Raw genomic sequence first — 15521 nt, forward strand, 5'->3', positions numbered from 1 at the left:
CGGCTTTCCCACTTGCAGCAAGCACTGCCATTTTCACTTCTGCGCCCAAAGCACCCACACTCAAAAAACTTAAAAACAAAGTTAAAATCGCAAATTTTCTCATTCTATTTCTCCCTGCATATCCTTAAATTTTGCACATTATAAAAACATAAATAAAAAACTTGTCTACCCCATTAAAGCGTATTAAATAAATCAGTTGAAAGGTATCGCTCTGCTGTATCATTAAGCATTGTAAGCACCTTTTTATCGGGATTTGCTTTAGCAATTTTTTGTGCGATGGCGACATTTGCGCCACTTGATATACCCACCATTACACCGATTTTGCCAAGCTCTTGTGCGCTCTTAATCGCCTCTTCATTGCCGGCAAGTTTAATAGAATCTATGACTTCAGTATTTAAAATCTTAGGAATAAAATTCGCGCCAATCCCTTGAATCTTATGCCCTGCAGCTTGTCCTTTGCTAAGCAATGGCGAAGCTTCTGGCTCTACACCAATAATTTGAATAGAAGGAATCTTTGCCTTAAGCACCTCTCCTACACCGCTAATTGTCCCACCTGTGCCAAATCCTGCCACAAAATAATCCAATTTTCCCTCAAAGCTCTCATAAATTTCAAGTGCTGTTGTCTCTTTGTGGATTGCCACATTAGCAGGATTCTCAAATTGGCTTGGCATAAAGGCATTAGGAGTGACTTGCAAAATCTCTTGCGCCTTGTTTAATGCACCTTTCATACCCTCACTTGCAGGAGTAAGCTCAAGTTTTGCGCCAAAAAGTTGCATCATTTTGCGTCTTTCAATACTCATTGATTCAGGCATAGTAATGATGATTTTAAGCCCCATACTCGCGCAAATCATCGCTAGAGAAATACCCATATTGCCACTTGTGCATTCTACAATGGTTGTTGCTTTGGTGATTTTACCACTATCAAGAGCATCTTTTATCATTGAATACGCAGCGCGATCCTTTACAGAATGGCTAGGGTTGAGAAACTCACATTTGCCATAGAGATTAGAAGCAAACTGATGAAGGTGCAAAATAGGTGTCTTGCCGATAATATCCGTAATATTAGACGCAATTTTCATAGAAAATCCTTTCAATAGTTAAAATAATCAATGCAAGGCACTAAATATCAATTTTTTTGTTTAAAGTCAAGATTTGAAAGAATAAATCAAGCAAATTTCGCTAAAGATGCGCTAAACTTCCCTTTGTAAAATCTATACACAAATCTTTAAGAATTAAAGAGGAAGCAATGAAGCCCATACATATGAATCTCTAGCAGGGATTATCCCCACAAGTGTGCAATATGACATAGGGCTTATTCCTTTTAAGCCTAGCACTTTTAATCTTGTTCATTGTATGCCAAATAAGCTTTTTGAGTATATCCAATCTCGTCTTGCCTTGCTTTGCACACCGCTTGTTGATGTAAGTGCATTTGCCAAAACACATCAATGCGGGGCTATCGCAAGCGGATTTGAGAATGAGGATATCTTACATACGCTTTTATCGCTTGAATCTAAAGACATTGACACCCTCAAATCCTACTCACACAAAGCGGCACAAAATGGCATATAGGGCACAATCAGCATATTTTAGAACATCTGCTTTGTAATCATCTGGGCATTCGCATAGAGTGAGAGGGTTAGTCCCATAATATCGAGCATAACAAATATCACAAAAAGTTGTTGATTACAATGTGAGCGCGTAAGCAAAAAGAGGCTTAGAGGAAAAAACACTATGCCTAGCCCCACAAACACCCACCCAAGCACACAGCAAAAAAATGCGGTATAAAAAGCTATTTTTGCATTCATTTAGAAAACAATCATTTCATCAGCGCAATATCAAGCACTTCTTTAATATCGCTCACGCCAATAATCTCTAGCTTATCAAGCACCTCTTTGGGAATATCTTTCAAATCACGCTCATAGTTTTTTTGTGGAATAAGCGCGGTTTTAATCCCCGCTTTATGTGCCGCTATAAGCTTCTCACGCAATCCGCCAATAGCAAGCACATTCCCCCTAAGTGTAAGCTCACCTGTCATCGCAATATGTGCATAAATTTTAGAATCTGTGAGGATAGAGGCTATTACACACGCCATCGCAATCCCCGCACTTGGTCCATCTTTTGGCGTAGCACCCTCTGGCACGTGTAAATGAATATCATAAAGCTGATAAATAGGCGTTTTGTGAGATTCTTTAGCCTTGAGAAACTTCTTATCAAGTAGCACTTTGATTACAGAATGAGCAATATGCGCAGATTCTTTCATTACATCACCAAGACTTCCTGTGAGCGTAAGTGTGCCTTTGCCCTTAATCTTTAGGGCTTCGATTTTTAGCACATCACCGCCCACACTCGTCCAAGCCAAACCATTCACAATGCCAATAGCATTTTTCTTATCCGCTGGAGAAATCTCAAATACAATCTTATCTAAGAAATCGCCTATATTATGGGGCGTAATGCTTATGCTTTTCTCGCCTTTTAGAATCAAAGTCGCACTTTTACGCATAATCTGGGCAATCTTGTGCCTTAGGCTTCTTACCCCCGCTTCACGTGTATAAGTCTCAATAATGCTTTTTAGCGCAGGAGTGGTAATTTTAAGCTCATTTTGGCTTAATCCGTGCTTTTGTAGCTCTTGAGGGATAAGATATTTTTTTGCAATCTCGTATTTCTCTTGAGGCGTATAAGAAGAAATAGAAATAAATTCCATTCTATCGCGCAAAGGGGCTGGAATCGTGCTAATATCATTTGCTGTGGCAATAAAAATCACTTGAGAGAGATCAATATCAAAATTGGTGTAATAATCCCTAAAAGCGTGATTTTGCTCTGGATCTAAAATCTCAAGTAGCACACTTGTAGGGTCTCCCCGATAGCTTCTACCAACTTTATCAATCTCATCAAGCACCACGACTGGATTCATCTCTTTTGCTTCAATCAAACCTTGCGTGATACGCCCGGGCATTGCACCAATATAAGTGCGGCGATGCCCACGCAATTCATTGACATCTTCTAAGCCACCAAGTGCAATGCGCACGAGCTGTCGCTTAATGGCTTTAGCAATAGAATTTGCAAGACTTGTTTTCCCCACCCCCGGTGGTCCATAAAAACACAAAATCGTGCCTTTTTCTTGTTTAGATGTGTTTTTTGATGGAGATTTTGTGCCTTTTTGTCCTTTTTGCGCATTTGCTTCGCGTTGTGCCACAAGCTCTTTGACTGCAAAATACTCCACAATGCGTTCTTTTGGTTTTTGCAATGAATAATGATCGACATCAAGCTGTTTGGCAACCTTTTGGATAGAAAGCTTTTGTTTAGCGTATTTACCAAATGGAATCTCAAGCACCCATTCCACATAATTTTGCAAAATATTTGCATCGCCGCTATCTTGGTGCATACGAGATAATCGCTTAATCTGTTTTTGCACCTCTTTGTAGGCATTCTCCCCCATATAAGGTTTAAGGGCATTGAGTTTTTGCTCATATTGCTCCATTTCCTCATCACGCATATTCTCTGTCCCAAGCTCTTTTTGAATCTGCTTGAGCTGCTCTTTGAGGAAATATTCCTTATTGACTTGCTCCATTTTGTTATGCACTTTATTTTTTATCTCTTTTTGGAGCTTTTGGGCTTGTGTTTCTTCAATCACAATATCAATAAGCCTAAGCACACGCTCCTCTACATTATCTTTAGCAAAAAGCTCGTAGGCTTGTTTTTTTGATAAACGCATTGCCGAAGCGACAAAATCCACAATACGATTTGGCTCATTATTGCTCTCAATAGTTTTAATAAAATCAGGTGAAAATCGCCCATCAAGATTAGCAAGATGCAATACTTTTTCGTGAAGCACTTGCAAAAGCGCATTCATTTTATTATGCTCATATTCTTTGTATTGAAATATATCAACTTTCACTTGCAAAGGCTCTGTATTAGAGGGCAGCACAGAGAGAACCTTCCCACGATATAAGCCTTTAAAAAGTAGCTTCACACGCCCTTCTGGCAACGCTACTTCGCGCATAATACTCCCAATCACACCCACATTATAAAATGGAATCTTTTGATTCTCATCATCGTGCTCAAGCCCAATAAAAATCAAACTATTGCCCTCCACAGCTTTATGCGCAGCTTTGATATGCTCTTCATTGCTAATAAAAAGTGGAGCAATCATAAAAGGATATATGAGTTCATCTTCTGTAATCACAGGCATAATCATTGGAAAATCATCATTTTGTAAATTATTCATTCTTACTTGCTCCTACCAATTAAAAATACGCACATACCAAGGAATATACGAAGCTTTAGGATTAAAATGCGTAAAAAGCTCATCATCATTGCGCCTTAAATACTCTTCTGCCGCCTCTTGTTTATTTTGTTTTTTATACACATTTGCAATCACGCGATTAAGCTCAATTTGCCCAAGTTGAAATTTCAAATAAATATATTCCACATAGGGCGCATAGCGACTTTGAGGAAAGGTATTTAAAAATGATTGCGCTTCACTGATACTTCTTGCGATAAATTCCTGATCTTTGCTGTAATTTTTGAATCCATAGAAATTTGCTAGAATCTTCAAATACCGCGCATAGTCTTGATTCTCCAAAGATGAGTATCGTTTGAGATATTCATCAAAATAAAAACTTGCCAAAAGATATTCATCTTTCTCCATATGCGCCTCTCCAAGTATAAGCATTGCTTCGGGCAAAAGAGGAGAGTTCATATGCTCACTCTGCAAAGAAGCAAAAAATCCATCTGCGCCCTCAAGGTTACTAAAATTAATCTCTTTAATCATTGATTCATACCAATAAGAGGCGGGTTTGTTGTATTCAACTTCTTTCTTTGCACAACCAAAAAACATAAAAATTGAAAACAAAACACACATTAAAACATATATTCTCATCAAAAACCTTTAATTATCAAAATAAATGATGTATTATACACTTTAGATTTTATTATTTTGGCATAAAACACATATTTATGTTATAATTATAATGAATAATGATAATTTTAGCGCATTAAGCCTATGGGTAATGGAAGCGAAATATGGGAGTAGAATATGGTTTTTGAAGTCAAGTTGCCAATTTTGGGTTTTGAAGAAGTAAAAAAAATGAAGCTTGAAAAGATTGATGATTTGTTTATGAAACTTTCTAATGTCGAGAGTGAAGTGCCGCATTTCACGCTTGTTAATCCCTTTTTACTTCGAGAATATGAGTTTGATGTCCCCTCAAATATTAAGATTTTGCTTGATTTAGACAATGCTAAAAATCTGCTCATTGCTAATATTATGGTAATTCAAAAACCTATCGAACAATCCACCATTAATTTTCTTGCTCCTCTTATTTTTAATTTTGACAATCTCACAATGGCGCAAGTGGTGCTTGATAGCACACAATATCCCATATATAAGCTCAATGAACCCATTGGCACATATTACAATCAAGAAGTTCAAAAGAGCAATCCATCTGTGCTTATGCAAGATAGCAATAAATAAGTTAGCAAAAATCAATGAAACCACTCCTTGTCCTAGGATATGGCAATATGGCACAGGCTATATTAGCTCAAAATCCCTTTATTACTGCACATTATGAGCTTTATATCGCCGGACGAGATAGCAAAAAAGCAAAAGATTTTGTTTCTGCTTGTGAGCTTAGCGCGAAGATTCTCCCCGCACACAGCAATCATCAAGGACAATATGAGATTGATTGTAATGGCAAAGATATGCTTCTTTGTATTAAGCCTAAGGGACTAGAGAGCTTTGTCTTTAAGGGCAAGGCACGATGTGTGTATAGTGTGTTGGCAGGAGTGAGTATAAAAAGCATTCAAGCACATATTCAATCCACCTACATCGTGCGCTTAATGCCTAATATCGCCGCACACAGCAAACTCTCTGCTACTGCCTTTTATTATCTACCAAATACAAGCAAAACCCTCTCTATTCTCCACAAAGAAGTGATTCCTTTTATAGAATCCTTTGGAAATGCCGTGCAAGTAGATAATGAATCTCTCATAGAATCAAGTATTGCTCCAAGTGGAAGTGGTATCGCTTTTCTTGCTCTTATAGCAGAATCCCTCATAGATGCAGGAGTGCTTGAAGGACTCACATACGCACAAAGTGTAGCTTTAGTGAAACAATGTTTTGCGGGATTTAGCGCAGAATTAGCCCATAAAAGCCCAAGTGAGCTTAAATATGCTATCTCTAGCCCGGGTGGCACAACGATAAGAGGTATTCAAGCCCTTGAGCAAAGTGGAGTGCGAGGGGCATTAATTAATGCCGCACATATTGCCGCACAATACGCAAAAGATAGCATTACAGCCCATAAGCCCCTAGTCAAAGATTCCACGTCACAGATTCATCTTGTGTCAAATCCCTTTTCTATCAGCAATACACCCAAAAAACAAGAAAAAATAAGATTAGTAGATATTGATAAGGAGTTGGGGCAAAGTGCAGGTTCTGCCTTTAAAAAAGCCAAAGAATTGGGCTTAAAAGTCAAAACTCCTTCAAGTTCGATTACAAAAGAAGAGGCAGATTGGGTGCTTTCTGAATGTCTCATAAGCAGAAGTCCTCAAGGTTTGCGCATTGTGCGCAAAAATAAGGCGCAAAAGCCAAAGGCAAAGTCGTAGAATCTAAAGACATAACTTCCTATGCAAGTGGCACTTCAAGCACAAGATGGTAAAGCAAGAGCGCTTAATCTTACCCTTGCGCATTCCCAAGTGCAAACACCTATCTTTATGCCTGTTGGCACGCAAGGTTGCGTCAAAGCCCTTGATAGCATTGACCTATCAACTCTTCTAGGGGCAAAAATTATCCTTGCAAATACCTATCATATGTATTTGCGTATGGGCATAGAGAGACTTATTGAGCTTGGAGGGATTCACACTTTGAGTGCTTTTAATGGAAGTATTTTAAGCGATAGTGGGGGATTCCAAGCCTTTAGCCTTAGTCAAAACACGCAAATAAGCGAGGAGGGCATTAGCTTTAAGTCTCATATTGATGGCTCAAAGCATTTTTTTTCGCCAGAGTTTGTGCTTGATGTGCAATATGCACTTAATAGTGATATTATGATGGTATTAGATGATTTGGTAGGGCTTCCTGCAAGTAAGGAGCGTTTGGCAGATTCTGTGCGGCGCACAAGTGATTGGGCGCAAAGAAGCCTTAATTATCACTACAAACAAAAACAAGAAGGCAAGGGTTTAGATAATCATCTTTTTGCGATTATCCAAGGTGGCACAGATACACATTTTCGCACACTTTCAGCCACTCAACTCACAAATATGGGAGAATTTGATGGCTTTGCGATTGGTGGATTAGCTGTGGGGGAGAAAACAGAGGAGATGTATGAGTGTATCACCCATACCACTGCCCTTATACCTCCACATAAACCGCGCTATCTTATGGGGGTGGGCACTCCCGAAAATATTATTGAATCTATCGCGCTAGGTGTGGATATGTTTGATTGTGTAATGCCCACTCGCAATGCAAGAAATGCCACACTTTTTACACATTTTGGCAAAATCAATATTAAAGCTGCCAAATATGTAAATGACCAAAATCCTATTGATAGCAAATGCGATTGCTACACTTGCACCCATTTCACACGCGCTTATCTCTGCCATCTCTTTCGTTCAAACGAAATTACCTATCATCGCCTTGCTTCTTTACACAATTTACATTATTATTTACAACTCACAAGAGGAGCGAGAGAGGCGATTTTGGAGGGGAGATTCAAGGCTTATCGCGCACTTTTTTACCAACTGCGAGAAATGGAGATACCTAATGAATATTAAGCAGCAACGCACACAATCGCTTCTGCAAGAAGTTTTATCCGAGGCACTCTCCCAGCTTAATGATACACAGATTAATAATTTAAGCATTACTCGTGTAATATGCTCTAAGGGCAAACACAGCGCTGAAGTCTTTATCGAAGCCACAGATATAGCCCAAGATGAGAGAAAACTCATCGCCCAAAAGCTCAATAAAGCTCAAGGGATTCTTAAAGAGCATATTCTTAGCTCCACGCAATGGTTTCGTGCGCCTGCTTTGCGCTTTAGTTTTGATGATTCCTTGCAAAATGCAAATACACTTGATTTATTCTTTGCACAAATTGCCCAAGAGAAGCACTAAGGAGAGAGTATGCTTTCACTTGCTACACAAGAAAAAATCGCCAAAATGGCTGCGAGTCTTGGACTTTATATCTATGAAATTGCGATGCTTAAAGAAAATGAAAATTCTATTTTGCGCATAAGTATCACGCGCAAAGCCCCAATGCAAGTGCTAGATTCACATCATAGCAATGCTATTAGTCTGCAAGATTGTCAGAATCTAAGCGAGATGATTTCACCTCTGCTTGATGTAGAAGCCTCTCATCTCCCTAGCTATTATCTTGAGGTAAGCTCACCCGGACTAGAGAGAATCTTAAAAACCCCTACGCATTATCATTTCTCGCTCGGCGAAGCAGTGAGCGTAAAACTCACAGATAAAAGGAATATTGAGGGGATTTTACAAAATGTGAATGAAAATGGCATAGAGGTGCGCGTAAAAAATGAGATAAAATCTATCGCATTTACAGATATTAAAAAAACAAAGGTTACTTTTGCATTCAGTTGATGAACTCTTATTGCAGTATTGTTGCACACTTGCGTGGGAGCACCAAACTCTTGCATTGCCTAACCCCAGTGTAGGCGCGGTGGTTGTCGCTCCAGATGGACGCATTATAGGTACAGGTGTGCATATCATCGCAGGCTCTCCTCACGCTGAAGTGCTTGCTATACAAAAAGCATATTATGAACTTACCCAAGACAAGGAGATTTTGTTTTATCAAAGCAGTGCGGATATTCACCAATACATACTCAATCATCATCAGGGTATTTTTAGTCAATGCAGTCTTTATGTGAGCCTAGAACCCTGCAATCATCAAGGCAAAACGCCTCCTTGTGCTACACTTATAGCCGCGCTTTGCTTTGCTAAAGTCTGTATTGCTCACTCTGAATCTAACGCCCTAGCCACAGGTGGCTTAGCCCATCTCTTAAAGCATAACATCAATGCTTTTATTACGCAAAGCTCGGCAATAAAGCATTATGCAAAATCCTTGCTTTTGCCTTTTGAGATTTTACGCACAAAGGGGCGATTTGTGCTTTTTAAACTCGCTCAAAGGCTTGATGGCAGCTATAAAAATGGGCGTATATCTTGCCAAGATTCACGCATTTTTACGCATAATCAACGTAGCGTGTGCGATTACATCTGTATTTCAGGTGCAACCTTAAGGGCAGATAATCCTAAACTTAATGCGCGCTATGCTACACCTCCTTACAATAGCTTAGCCGCGCCCCAAGTGCTTGTCTTTTCACATCTTTTGCAACAACTAAGTGAATCTAATCCCGCTCTTTTACATCGTGTGCATTTTAGCTCAAATATCCTTGATGTGCGCGATTTAAAAGGATTTATTATCATCGAGGGAGGATTAAGCCTTTTAGAAAGTATGAGAGAAGAAATTGATATGCTTCTTTTGCTCAAATCCCCATATACAATACAAAATGAGGAGATGCGCACAAGCTTTGATGAGCATTTTACTTTAATTGCTCAAATGAGTATAGGCGAGGACATCGCATTATGGCTTGTGTAGATATTTATCAGCTTGAAAATGGTTATTGCTACAATACAGATAGCTTGATTCTTGCACATTTTGCAAAAAACTTTCTCAAAAAACATTACAGCATTTTAGATATTGGTGCAGGAAGCGGTATCTTAGGAATCCTCTGTGCAAGGGAGATTCTTACTCTAGGTGGCAAACCAAACTTAACTCTTGTGGAAAAAGATGAGATAATGAGTGCTTTTGCACGCAAAAACAGCGCACTTTTTAACGCAATCGTGCATTGTATAGATTTTTTAGACTTTATGCCAAGTGAAAAATTTGACTTCCTTATTAGCAATCCGCCATTTTATACTAAAGGTGCGCTACTTGGAGATAATGCACATAAAAATATGGCAAGATTCCAGCATTTTTTGCCTCCGCAATCCTTATTTGCACATATAAAACGCACTCTCAAGCCAAATGGTGTATTGTGTATGTGTTATGATGCAAGACTTTGTGCAGAAATTTTTTATGAAGCAAAAAAAAATGGCTTACATATTGATGTAGCGCGATTTGTGCATTCTCTCTCCAATAGAGAAGCAAATCTTGTGCTTTTTAAAGCTCGGATTCAATCTAAATCTCCCCTGCGTATTCTGCCCCCACTTTTCACGCATTTAAGCCCAGCGCAAACTGATAATACACCAGAGCTTAAAGATATTTATGCGTGGGCACAAACGCGGAGTATTAAAATCACCCAAGATGCCTTAGAATCACTCTAAAAATGATAAAATAGCATAGCCATAAACAAAGAGAAACGAGATACAAAGAAACTTCCTTGCTTATTAGGTAAATTATTGAACATCACATAATATTTGAGGAGTAAAACCCACTACACTTAAGCAAACCTACCTTCAATAATGCACTTACTGATAAAAACTAGTTAAATACAATGATAAAAAACAAAAGCTATGCACAGATAATGTAGATTTGCCAAATTTATTAGGAATTAAAAGGAAGCACTATACAGAATGCTTTGGCTTTGTAACGCACAAATGGACAAGCTTAGGAGGTAGATTGCTAAAACTTCAGTTTTAAGCAAAAAGATTCAAAATACAAGGCTATTTTAAGATTCAAGAATAGCTTTATTGTCTAAAATCCTCTTTACCTTGACTTTATCGCCTTCTTTGAATAAATGATTAGCATCTTCATACGCCCATAAAGTGCCTTTAAAATACACCATACCTTCTCGTATCTCGCCCTCTCCACCCTCGCATAGCTTATCCTCATACACTTGAGAGCGATTAAACCATTTTTTTATAGGCTTTCGCAACGCTATAAGCGAAAAAAATGAGAAAAAGCAAATACTTATAGCCTGCCACACAAAGGAATTTCCAAAAGTCTCAAAGCCGATAAAAAACTCTAAAACCGATGTAATACATAGCCCAATGCCAATAAAAAATAAGAAAAATGAGCCAAAAAAAATTTCAGCAATAATCATCACCATACCAGCACCTAAAAGCATAAGAGCTGACATCTTTTTCTCCTTATATTTTACAATCTAATTTTATCGCTTACTCTCAATCTTACTTATGGAAAATAAGGACAAACTTTTTCTTACTTAATCCTTAGATTTTTTGGCTAAAAAATCATTAATAACACTTAAACCACCGATAAACTCACTTGTTTCGTAAGGAATAATTACCTTATCCTTGCTTGGATTCTTAGAGAGTTCATTAAATGCACTAATACGCTCTTTTGTGAGCAAAAACTCCGCAGCCTGTGCGCTTTTTGCCATTTGGTTAGCAATCAGCTCCATTGCATCGCTTTGTCCTTGTGCAAGAGCGATTTGCTCGTATTTTTTCGCATCAGCCATTCTCTCTATGGCTTCAGCTTGTAGCACCTTTTCTTGTTTGAGGGCTTCAGCATTGCGTATGAGAGCTTCTTTTTCGGCTTGTGCTTTAAGCTCAATGGCTCTTTTTTCGCGCTCTGCTTTCATTTGGAGATTCATTGCGACTTCAATATCACGTGGCACAGAAATTTCACTAATCTCTACACGCATAATTTTCACACCCCAGTTATTTGCTGCATCACCCAAAGCCACCTGCAAGGCGGCATTAAGTCGATCACGAGATGAGAGTGAATCATCAAGATTAATGCGCCCTATTTCGCCTCTAAGCGTAGTTGTTGCAAGGTTTGCAATGGCATTTTTATAATCATTAACGCTATATACAGCAGATTTGGCATCAAATATTTTTAAAAATACGATTCCATCGATATTTATATTCACATTATCTTTTGTAATTACCTGTTGTCGCCCAATATCTATCATCTGCTCACGCGCGCTCACTACTGCACTTACCCTATCAATCACAGGCACAATAAAATGAAAACCGCCCTCAAGCACTCTATGGAATCTCCCTAAACGCTCAATAATAGCTATATCTGTTTGGGAAATGATTTTTACCCCCATAAATAGCACGGCTACACAAAGTATTAAGATTACTAACGCAAAAATTAACATTATCTACTCCTAAAAATTTGAAACTTTTAAATCTTCTCTATTAAGCTATAAACTGAATTTATCCCACGATTATAACGATAGATTCTAAAAAATACAAGCCACGCTTAGAATCTAAAGGTATCTTTACTCAATTAAAGAGATTTAAAGGAGAAAGATTATCAATTTTAGAGATATAAGGACTTTTATAAACTCATTTTGGGGGTGCAATCTCATCAAGCGCACTTAAAGCATTAAGACTTCGCGGATAGCCAATATAAGGCACAAGAGCAGTTACCACAGCAATTAATCTCTCTCTATCATTGCCAATTTTGAGATTCCCCGCAATATGTGCCTTCACTTGAGCATCTGCCCCACCAAGCGAGAGAATATATACAAATGTAAGTAGCTCACGAAATGGCAAACTTAGCCCTCCTCTGGTGTAATAATCCCCAAAGCAATTTGCACTCAAAAAAGTGCGGATATGCTTTATATCCTCTGGTGCGGCTGCATTGCCCTTATCAATGGCTTCACCAAATATCATACGCTGAATTTCTAATCCCTTTTGCTGTCTATTTTTTCGCGTAGTTGTCGCTTGAGAGGCTAAAGGCAATGTAATGTTGTGTTGCGTAAAAATCTCATTGGCTGCATTAATAAAATCTATGCTCTTGCCGCTACCTACATAAGGCGTGGCTTGGTAAATAATCTCCTTAATGGCAAGAGGTGAGACATTATTTTTAAGCGCTGCTTGCATTATTGCCTTAAACTCACTCAAAGCAGGAATTGCCACAAGCGAGGCAAGAATAATCATTAGATTCTCCTGAAGTTCAAGCTTGGAATGGCTAGGCACTTCATCAAAGGCAAAATTGACATAATTACTAAAAAATTCCGGGTCGCTTTGTGCGAGTGGCACATCAGTGCTGCCAAAGAGTGTTTCAAAGCGCTGCTTTGCTGTTTGAGTAAGTTGTGGTTTCATTGTTTGCTCCTGTGATGTTGTGGGAGTATAGGCGCGATTGTGCATAAAATACGCGCCACCTGCACCCAAAATTCCCAAGCCAATAGTGGCTTTAAGTGAAGTTTTGAGGAATTTTCTACGATGATTGCGCATTACTCTCCCTTAAGAATCTTAAAATAATGATGCAATTATAAAACCTAAGAGTAGGTATTTGTCAAGGTATGGAAAATATATTAACAAGAGCAAATAAAGAAATTTTATAAGGCGGGGGGGGTTGTGTATGGCTCCGGATGCAGGATTCGAACCTGCGACCAAGTGGTTAACAGCCACCTACTCTACCGCTGAGCTAATCCGGAATATCAAATTTGTGAGTAAATAAAAGGCGCGATTATACTTAAAACCGCGCCTTTTGTCAAGCTACCGCCCTTAAATAAGCCCCTTTTCATTCATAAAACGAATTCTTAGTAATTTGTCCAAGAAAATGAACTTTTATTTGTATCTAAATCACTTAGAATCTTCTTATCTTGCGCACTTAAGCTAAAATCAAAAACATTGATATTCTCTTGCATTCTTGCTTTTTTTGAAGTTTTAGGAATCACAGAAATGCCCTGCTCTATTAAAAATCGCAAAATCACTTGAGCGGGTGTTTTATTATATTTTTGTGCGATTGTCTTTAAGGTAGGATTCTCTAAAATCGAGCCTTGCCCTGCGATAAAAGGACTCCAAGACTGCAACAATGTTTTGCCTTTCATTGCCTCTCTAAGTGGCTTTTGCTGCATAAGCAAATGTGTTTCACATTGATTAATCGCAGGGACAACCTCACAAAAACGCACAAACTCCTTATAGACTTTTGCCCCAAAATTTGAAATACCAATACTCTTTAAAATCCCCTGCTTATAGAAAGATTCCATTGCTTGATACATTGCTTTTGATTGTGGGTAGGCTCTGTGAAGCAGTAAGGAATCTATATAATCCAAATTAAGGGCTTTGAGGGATTTTTCAATGGATTTCTTTGTAGAATCCACGCTATCTGCCTCTAAAAGCTTTGTTTGGATAAAGAACTCCTCGCGCTTTATACCCCCTGCGAGTGCGTTTCTAACAGCCGCCCCAAGCTCACTTTCGTTGCGATACATTTGAGCGCTATCAAAAAGCCGATAGCCCACTTCTATGGCTTCACTCATTGCTTTTTGTCCTGCTTTACCTGTGAGTGAATAAGTGCCAAGCCCAAGAATAGGCATTTTTATGCCATTATTGAGGGTAAGAAATTGCATTTTTACTCCTTTTGCAGAATCTTGGGCTAAAAGAACATTCCCTAACCCTCCAAATGCTACCACAGCTGCCATTTGTGCCGAAGTTTTCAAAAAATCTCGTCTGTGCATTGTTTCCCCTTTTAATCTTAAGATGTATGAAACATTTATACCACATTTTGCTTAAAAAACTCTGCAATCTTATCAAAAGGGATTTTGTCTTTATTATCATACAAATCTGTGTGATTTGCGCCTTTAATGATAAGCAATTCTTTATTATTGCCTTTGAGTTTTTTAAAAGCATCTTCTGAAAAATACCTGCTGTGTGCATTTTCTCCGTGTATGAGCAAAACTGCATTTTCTATTTCATCACTATATTGGAGAATAGGCGCATTCAAAAAGCCAAGAACAGAGGTAAGATTCCAGCCATTATTGGAATTTAAAGAGCGTATATGATAACCTCTTTGTGTTTTATAATAAGCGTGATAATCGTGCATAAACTGCGGTGCATCGCTTGGCAAGCTTTCAGGCACACCTCCAGCAAGTGCGTATGTGCCACTCTCATAATCTTTAATTCTCTGTTGGGAAAGCATTTTTCGCTTTTGCAATCGTGCCTCTTTGCTATCTTCTTTATCATTATAGCCATTAGCACTCACCCTTGACATATCATACATTGTCGAGGCAAGAGTTGCCTTGATGCGCGGATCATTTGCTGCTGCATTGATGGCTAATCCACCCCAACCACAAATGCCAATAATGCCAATTTTCTCTCTATCAACATTTTTGTGTAGGCTCAAAAAATCCACCGCCGCGCTAAAATCCTCTGTATTTATATCTGGCGAAGCAACATTGCGAGGCTCTCCCCCACTTTCTCCTGTGAAAGAAGGATCAAAAGCAAGAGTGATAAAGCCACTCTCTGCCAAAGTTTGTGCATACAAGCCACTCGCTTGCTCTTTTACTGCCCCAAAAGGACCGCAAATTGCGATTGCAGGAAGTGCGCCTTGTATTTCTTTTGGCTCATTCATATCTCCCACAAGCGTAATGCCAAAGCGATTTTTAAACTCTACTTTTTTAACCTCAACCTTATCGCTTTTAGCAAAAGTTTTATCCCATTTTTTGGTTGGGCTTATCCGCGCTGTTTTGTTTTTAGAATCTCCCATAACTCTCCCTTATGATATTAAAGTGCATTTGTGCTTGCTTTTAAGCTCAAATCTTTTAGGTATATTAAGCCCTTAAAGATTCCACAAATGTATGCACGCCATTATAAAACCTGA

General features: G+C 38.7%; 17 protein-coding genes and 1 tRNA gene. 8 read left to right on the forward strand and 10 right to left on the reverse strand.

The genetic code is table 11. The features are described 5' to 3' along the window. Window positions 1-173: 173 nt before the first annotated feature. Window positions 174-1079, reverse strand: a complete 906-nt coding sequence (gene cysK / locus J1E28_RS05780; protein WP_291027681.1) for a cysteine synthase A — start codon at window positions 1077-1079, stop codon at window positions 174-176. 214 nt (window positions 1080-1293) lie between these two features. Here cysK and J1E28_RS05785 point away from each other — a divergent pair, with 214 nt between their 5' ends. After that, window positions 1294-1569, forward strand: coding sequence for a hypothetical protein (locus J1E28_RS05785; protein ID WP_291027683.1), 276 nt, complete (start codon window positions 1294-1296; stop codon window positions 1567-1569). A gap of 17 nt (window positions 1570-1586) precedes the next feature. Here the strand turns inward: J1E28_RS05785 and J1E28_RS05790 are convergent, their stop codons facing one another. Genes J1E28_RS05790 through bamD form a run of 3 tightly spaced genes read right to left on the reverse strand, consistent with a single transcriptional unit; the run spans window position 1587 to window position 4879 of the window. Next, window positions 1587-1805, reverse strand: a complete 219-nt coding sequence (locus tag J1E28_RS05790; RefSeq protein WP_291027685.1) for a hypothetical protein — start codon at window positions 1803-1805, stop codon at window positions 1587-1589. Between the two features lie 11 nt (window positions 1806-1816). Then, on the reverse strand, window positions 1817-4225 hold the full coding sequence (gene lon, locus J1E28_RS05795) for an endopeptidase La (RefSeq protein ID WP_291027687.1): 2409 nt from the start codon (window positions 4223-4225) through the stop codon (window positions 1817-1819). A gap of 12 nt (window positions 4226-4237) precedes the next feature. Further along, window positions 4238-4879, reverse strand: a complete 642-nt coding sequence (gene bamD / locus J1E28_RS05800; protein WP_291027689.1) for an outer membrane protein assembly factor BamD — start codon at window positions 4877-4879, stop codon at window positions 4238-4240. Between the two features lie 156 nt (window positions 4880-5035). Here bamD and fliW point away from each other — a divergent pair, with 156 nt between their 5' ends. The 7 genes from fliW to J1E28_RS05835 are packed head-to-tail and all read left to right on the forward strand — an operon-like array spanning window position 5036 to window position 10327. Continuing rightward, window positions 5036-5470, forward strand: a complete 435-nt coding sequence (gene fliW, locus J1E28_RS05805) for a flagellar assembly protein FliW (RefSeq protein ID WP_291027691.1) — start codon at window positions 5036-5038, stop codon at window positions 5468-5470. Window positions 5471-5484: 14 nt separating this feature from the next. Then, entirely contained in the window at window positions 5485-6600 is a 1116-nt protein-coding gene (locus J1E28_RS05810) for a pyrroline-5-carboxylate reductase (RefSeq protein ID WP_291027693.1), read from the forward strand. A 21-nt stretch (window positions 6601-6621) separates the two neighbouring features. Next, window positions 6622-7764, forward strand: coding sequence for a tRNA guanosine(34) transglycosylase Tgt (tgt, locus tag J1E28_RS05815; protein WP_291027695.1), 1143 nt, complete (start codon window positions 6622-6624; stop codon window positions 7762-7764). Further along, entirely contained in the window at window positions 7754-8101 is a 348-nt protein-coding gene (gene rbfA / locus J1E28_RS05820) for a 30S ribosome-binding factor RbfA (protein ID WP_291027697.1), read from the forward strand. The genes tgt and rbfA overlap by 11 nt, the downstream gene beginning before the upstream one ends. 9 nt (window positions 8102-8110) lie before the next feature. Further along, complete coding sequence (locus tag J1E28_RS05825) at window positions 8111-8584, forward strand: ribosome maturation factor (protein ID WP_291027699.1); 474 nt, start codon at window positions 8111-8113, stop codon at window positions 8582-8584. Beyond that, the gene (gene ribD / locus J1E28_RS05830) at window positions 8571-9599 is read left to right on the forward strand and encodes a bifunctional diaminohydroxyphosphoribosylaminopyrimidine deaminase/5-amino-6-(5-phosphoribosylamino)uracil reductase RibD (protein WP_291027701.1); all 1029 of its coding nucleotides are present in this window, start codon (window positions 8571-8573) and stop codon (window positions 9597-9599) included. Before J1E28_RS05825 ends, ribD begins: the two co-directional genes overlap by 14 nt. After that, on the forward strand, window positions 9587-10327 hold the full coding sequence (locus J1E28_RS05835) for a methyltransferase (protein ID WP_291027703.1): 741 nt from the start codon (window positions 9587-9589) through the stop codon (window positions 10325-10327). The genes ribD and J1E28_RS05835 overlap by 13 nt, the downstream gene beginning before the upstream one ends. Window positions 10328-10671: 344 nt before the next feature. Here J1E28_RS05835 and J1E28_RS05840 read toward each other — a convergent pair whose 3' ends face one another. The 6 genes from J1E28_RS05840 to J1E28_RS05865 all read right to left on the reverse strand — a co-directional run bounded on the left by J1E28_RS05840 (window position 10672) and on the right by J1E28_RS05865 (window position 15407). Continuing rightward, on the reverse strand, window positions 10672-11082 hold the full coding sequence (locus J1E28_RS05840) for a hypothetical protein (RefSeq protein ID WP_291027705.1): 411 nt from the start codon (window positions 11080-11082) through the stop codon (window positions 10672-10674). Window positions 11083-11166: 84 nt separating this feature from the next. Beyond that, entirely contained in the window at window positions 11167-12069 is a 903-nt protein-coding gene (locus tag J1E28_RS05845) for a stomatin-like protein (protein ID WP_291027707.1), read from the reverse strand. Window positions 12070-12259: 190 nt separating this feature from the next. After that, window positions 12260-13021 carry a carboxymuconolactone decarboxylase family protein gene (locus tag J1E28_RS05850; RefSeq protein WP_291027713.1) on the reverse strand — a complete coding sequence of 254 codons (762 nt, stop codon included), beginning with the start codon at window positions 13019-13021 and terminating at the stop codon, window positions 12260-12262. A 260-nt stretch (window positions 13022-13281) separates the two neighbouring features. Beyond that, a tRNA-Asn gene (locus J1E28_RS05855) sits at window positions 13282-13356 on the reverse strand. Window positions 13357-13461: 105 nt separating this feature from the next. Further along, on the reverse strand, window positions 13462-14379 hold the full coding sequence (locus J1E28_RS05860) for an aldo/keto reductase (protein ID WP_291027709.1): 918 nt from the start codon (window positions 14377-14379) through the stop codon (window positions 13462-13464). A 35-nt stretch (window positions 14380-14414) separates the two neighbouring features. Beyond that, entirely contained in the window at window positions 14415-15407 is a 993-nt protein-coding gene (locus tag J1E28_RS05865) for an alpha/beta hydrolase (protein WP_291027711.1), read from the reverse strand. Between the last annotated feature and the right edge of the window lie 114 nt (window positions 15408-15521).

This window comes from Helicobacter sp. (assembly GCF_022511165.1).
In the GTDB taxonomy this organism is placed as follows: domain Bacteria; phylum Campylobacterota; class Campylobacteria; order Campylobacterales; family Helicobacteraceae; genus Helicobacter_C.

Excerpts from the sequence above, each read along its gene's own strand:
- cysK (WP_291027681.1), bottom strand. The coding sequence starts at position 1,079 with ATGAAAATTGCGTCTAATATTACGGATATTATCGGCAAGACACCTATT.
- J1E28_RS05790 (WP_291027685.1), bottom strand. The coding sequence starts at position 1,805 with ATGAATGCAAAAATAGCTTTTTATACCGCATTTTTTTGCTGTGTGCTT.
- lon (WP_291027687.1), bottom strand. The coding sequence starts at position 4,225 with ATGAATAATTTACAAAATGATGATTTTCCAATGATTATGCCTGTGATT.
- bamD (WP_291027689.1), bottom strand. The coding sequence starts at position 4,879 with ATGAGAATATATGTTTTAATGTGTGTTTTGTTTTCAATTTTTATGTTT.
- fliW (WP_291027691.1), top strand. The coding sequence starts at position 5,036 with ATGGTTTTTGAAGTCAAGTTGCCAATTTTGGGTTTTGAAGAAGTAAAA.
- J1E28_RS05810 (WP_291027693.1), top strand. The coding sequence starts at position 5,485 with ATGAAACCACTCCTTGTCCTAGGATATGGCAATATGGCACAGGCTATA.
- tgt (WP_291027695.1), top strand. The coding sequence starts at position 6,622 with ATGCAAGTGGCACTTCAAGCACAAGATGGTAAAGCAAGAGCGCTTAAT.
- rbfA (WP_291027697.1), top strand. The coding sequence starts at position 7,754 with ATGAATATTAAGCAGCAACGCACACAATCGCTTCTGCAAGAAGTTTTA.
- J1E28_RS05825 (WP_291027699.1), top strand. The coding sequence starts at position 8,111 with ATGCTTTCACTTGCTACACAAGAAAAAATCGCCAAAATGGCTGCGAGT.
- J1E28_RS05835 (WP_291027703.1), top strand. The coding sequence starts at position 9,587 with ATGGCTTGTGTAGATATTTATCAGCTTGAAAATGGTTATTGCTACAAT.
- J1E28_RS05840 (WP_291027705.1), bottom strand. The coding sequence starts at position 11,082 with ATGTCAGCTCTTATGCTTTTAGGTGCTGGTATGGTGATGATTATTGCT.
- J1E28_RS05845 (WP_291027707.1), bottom strand. The coding sequence starts at position 12,069 with ATGTTAATTTTTGCGTTAGTAATCTTAATACTTTGTGTAGCCGTGCTA.
- J1E28_RS05850 (WP_291027713.1), bottom strand. The coding sequence starts at position 13,021 with ATGAAACCACAACTTACTCAAACAGCAAAGCAGCGCTTTGAAACACTC.
- J1E28_RS05860 (WP_291027709.1), bottom strand. The coding sequence starts at position 14,379 with ATGCACAGACGAGATTTTTTGAAAACTTCGGCACAAATGGCAGCTGTG.
- J1E28_RS05865 (WP_291027711.1), bottom strand. The coding sequence starts at position 15,407 with ATGGGAGATTCTAAAAACAAAACAGCGCGGATAAGCCCAACCAAAAAA.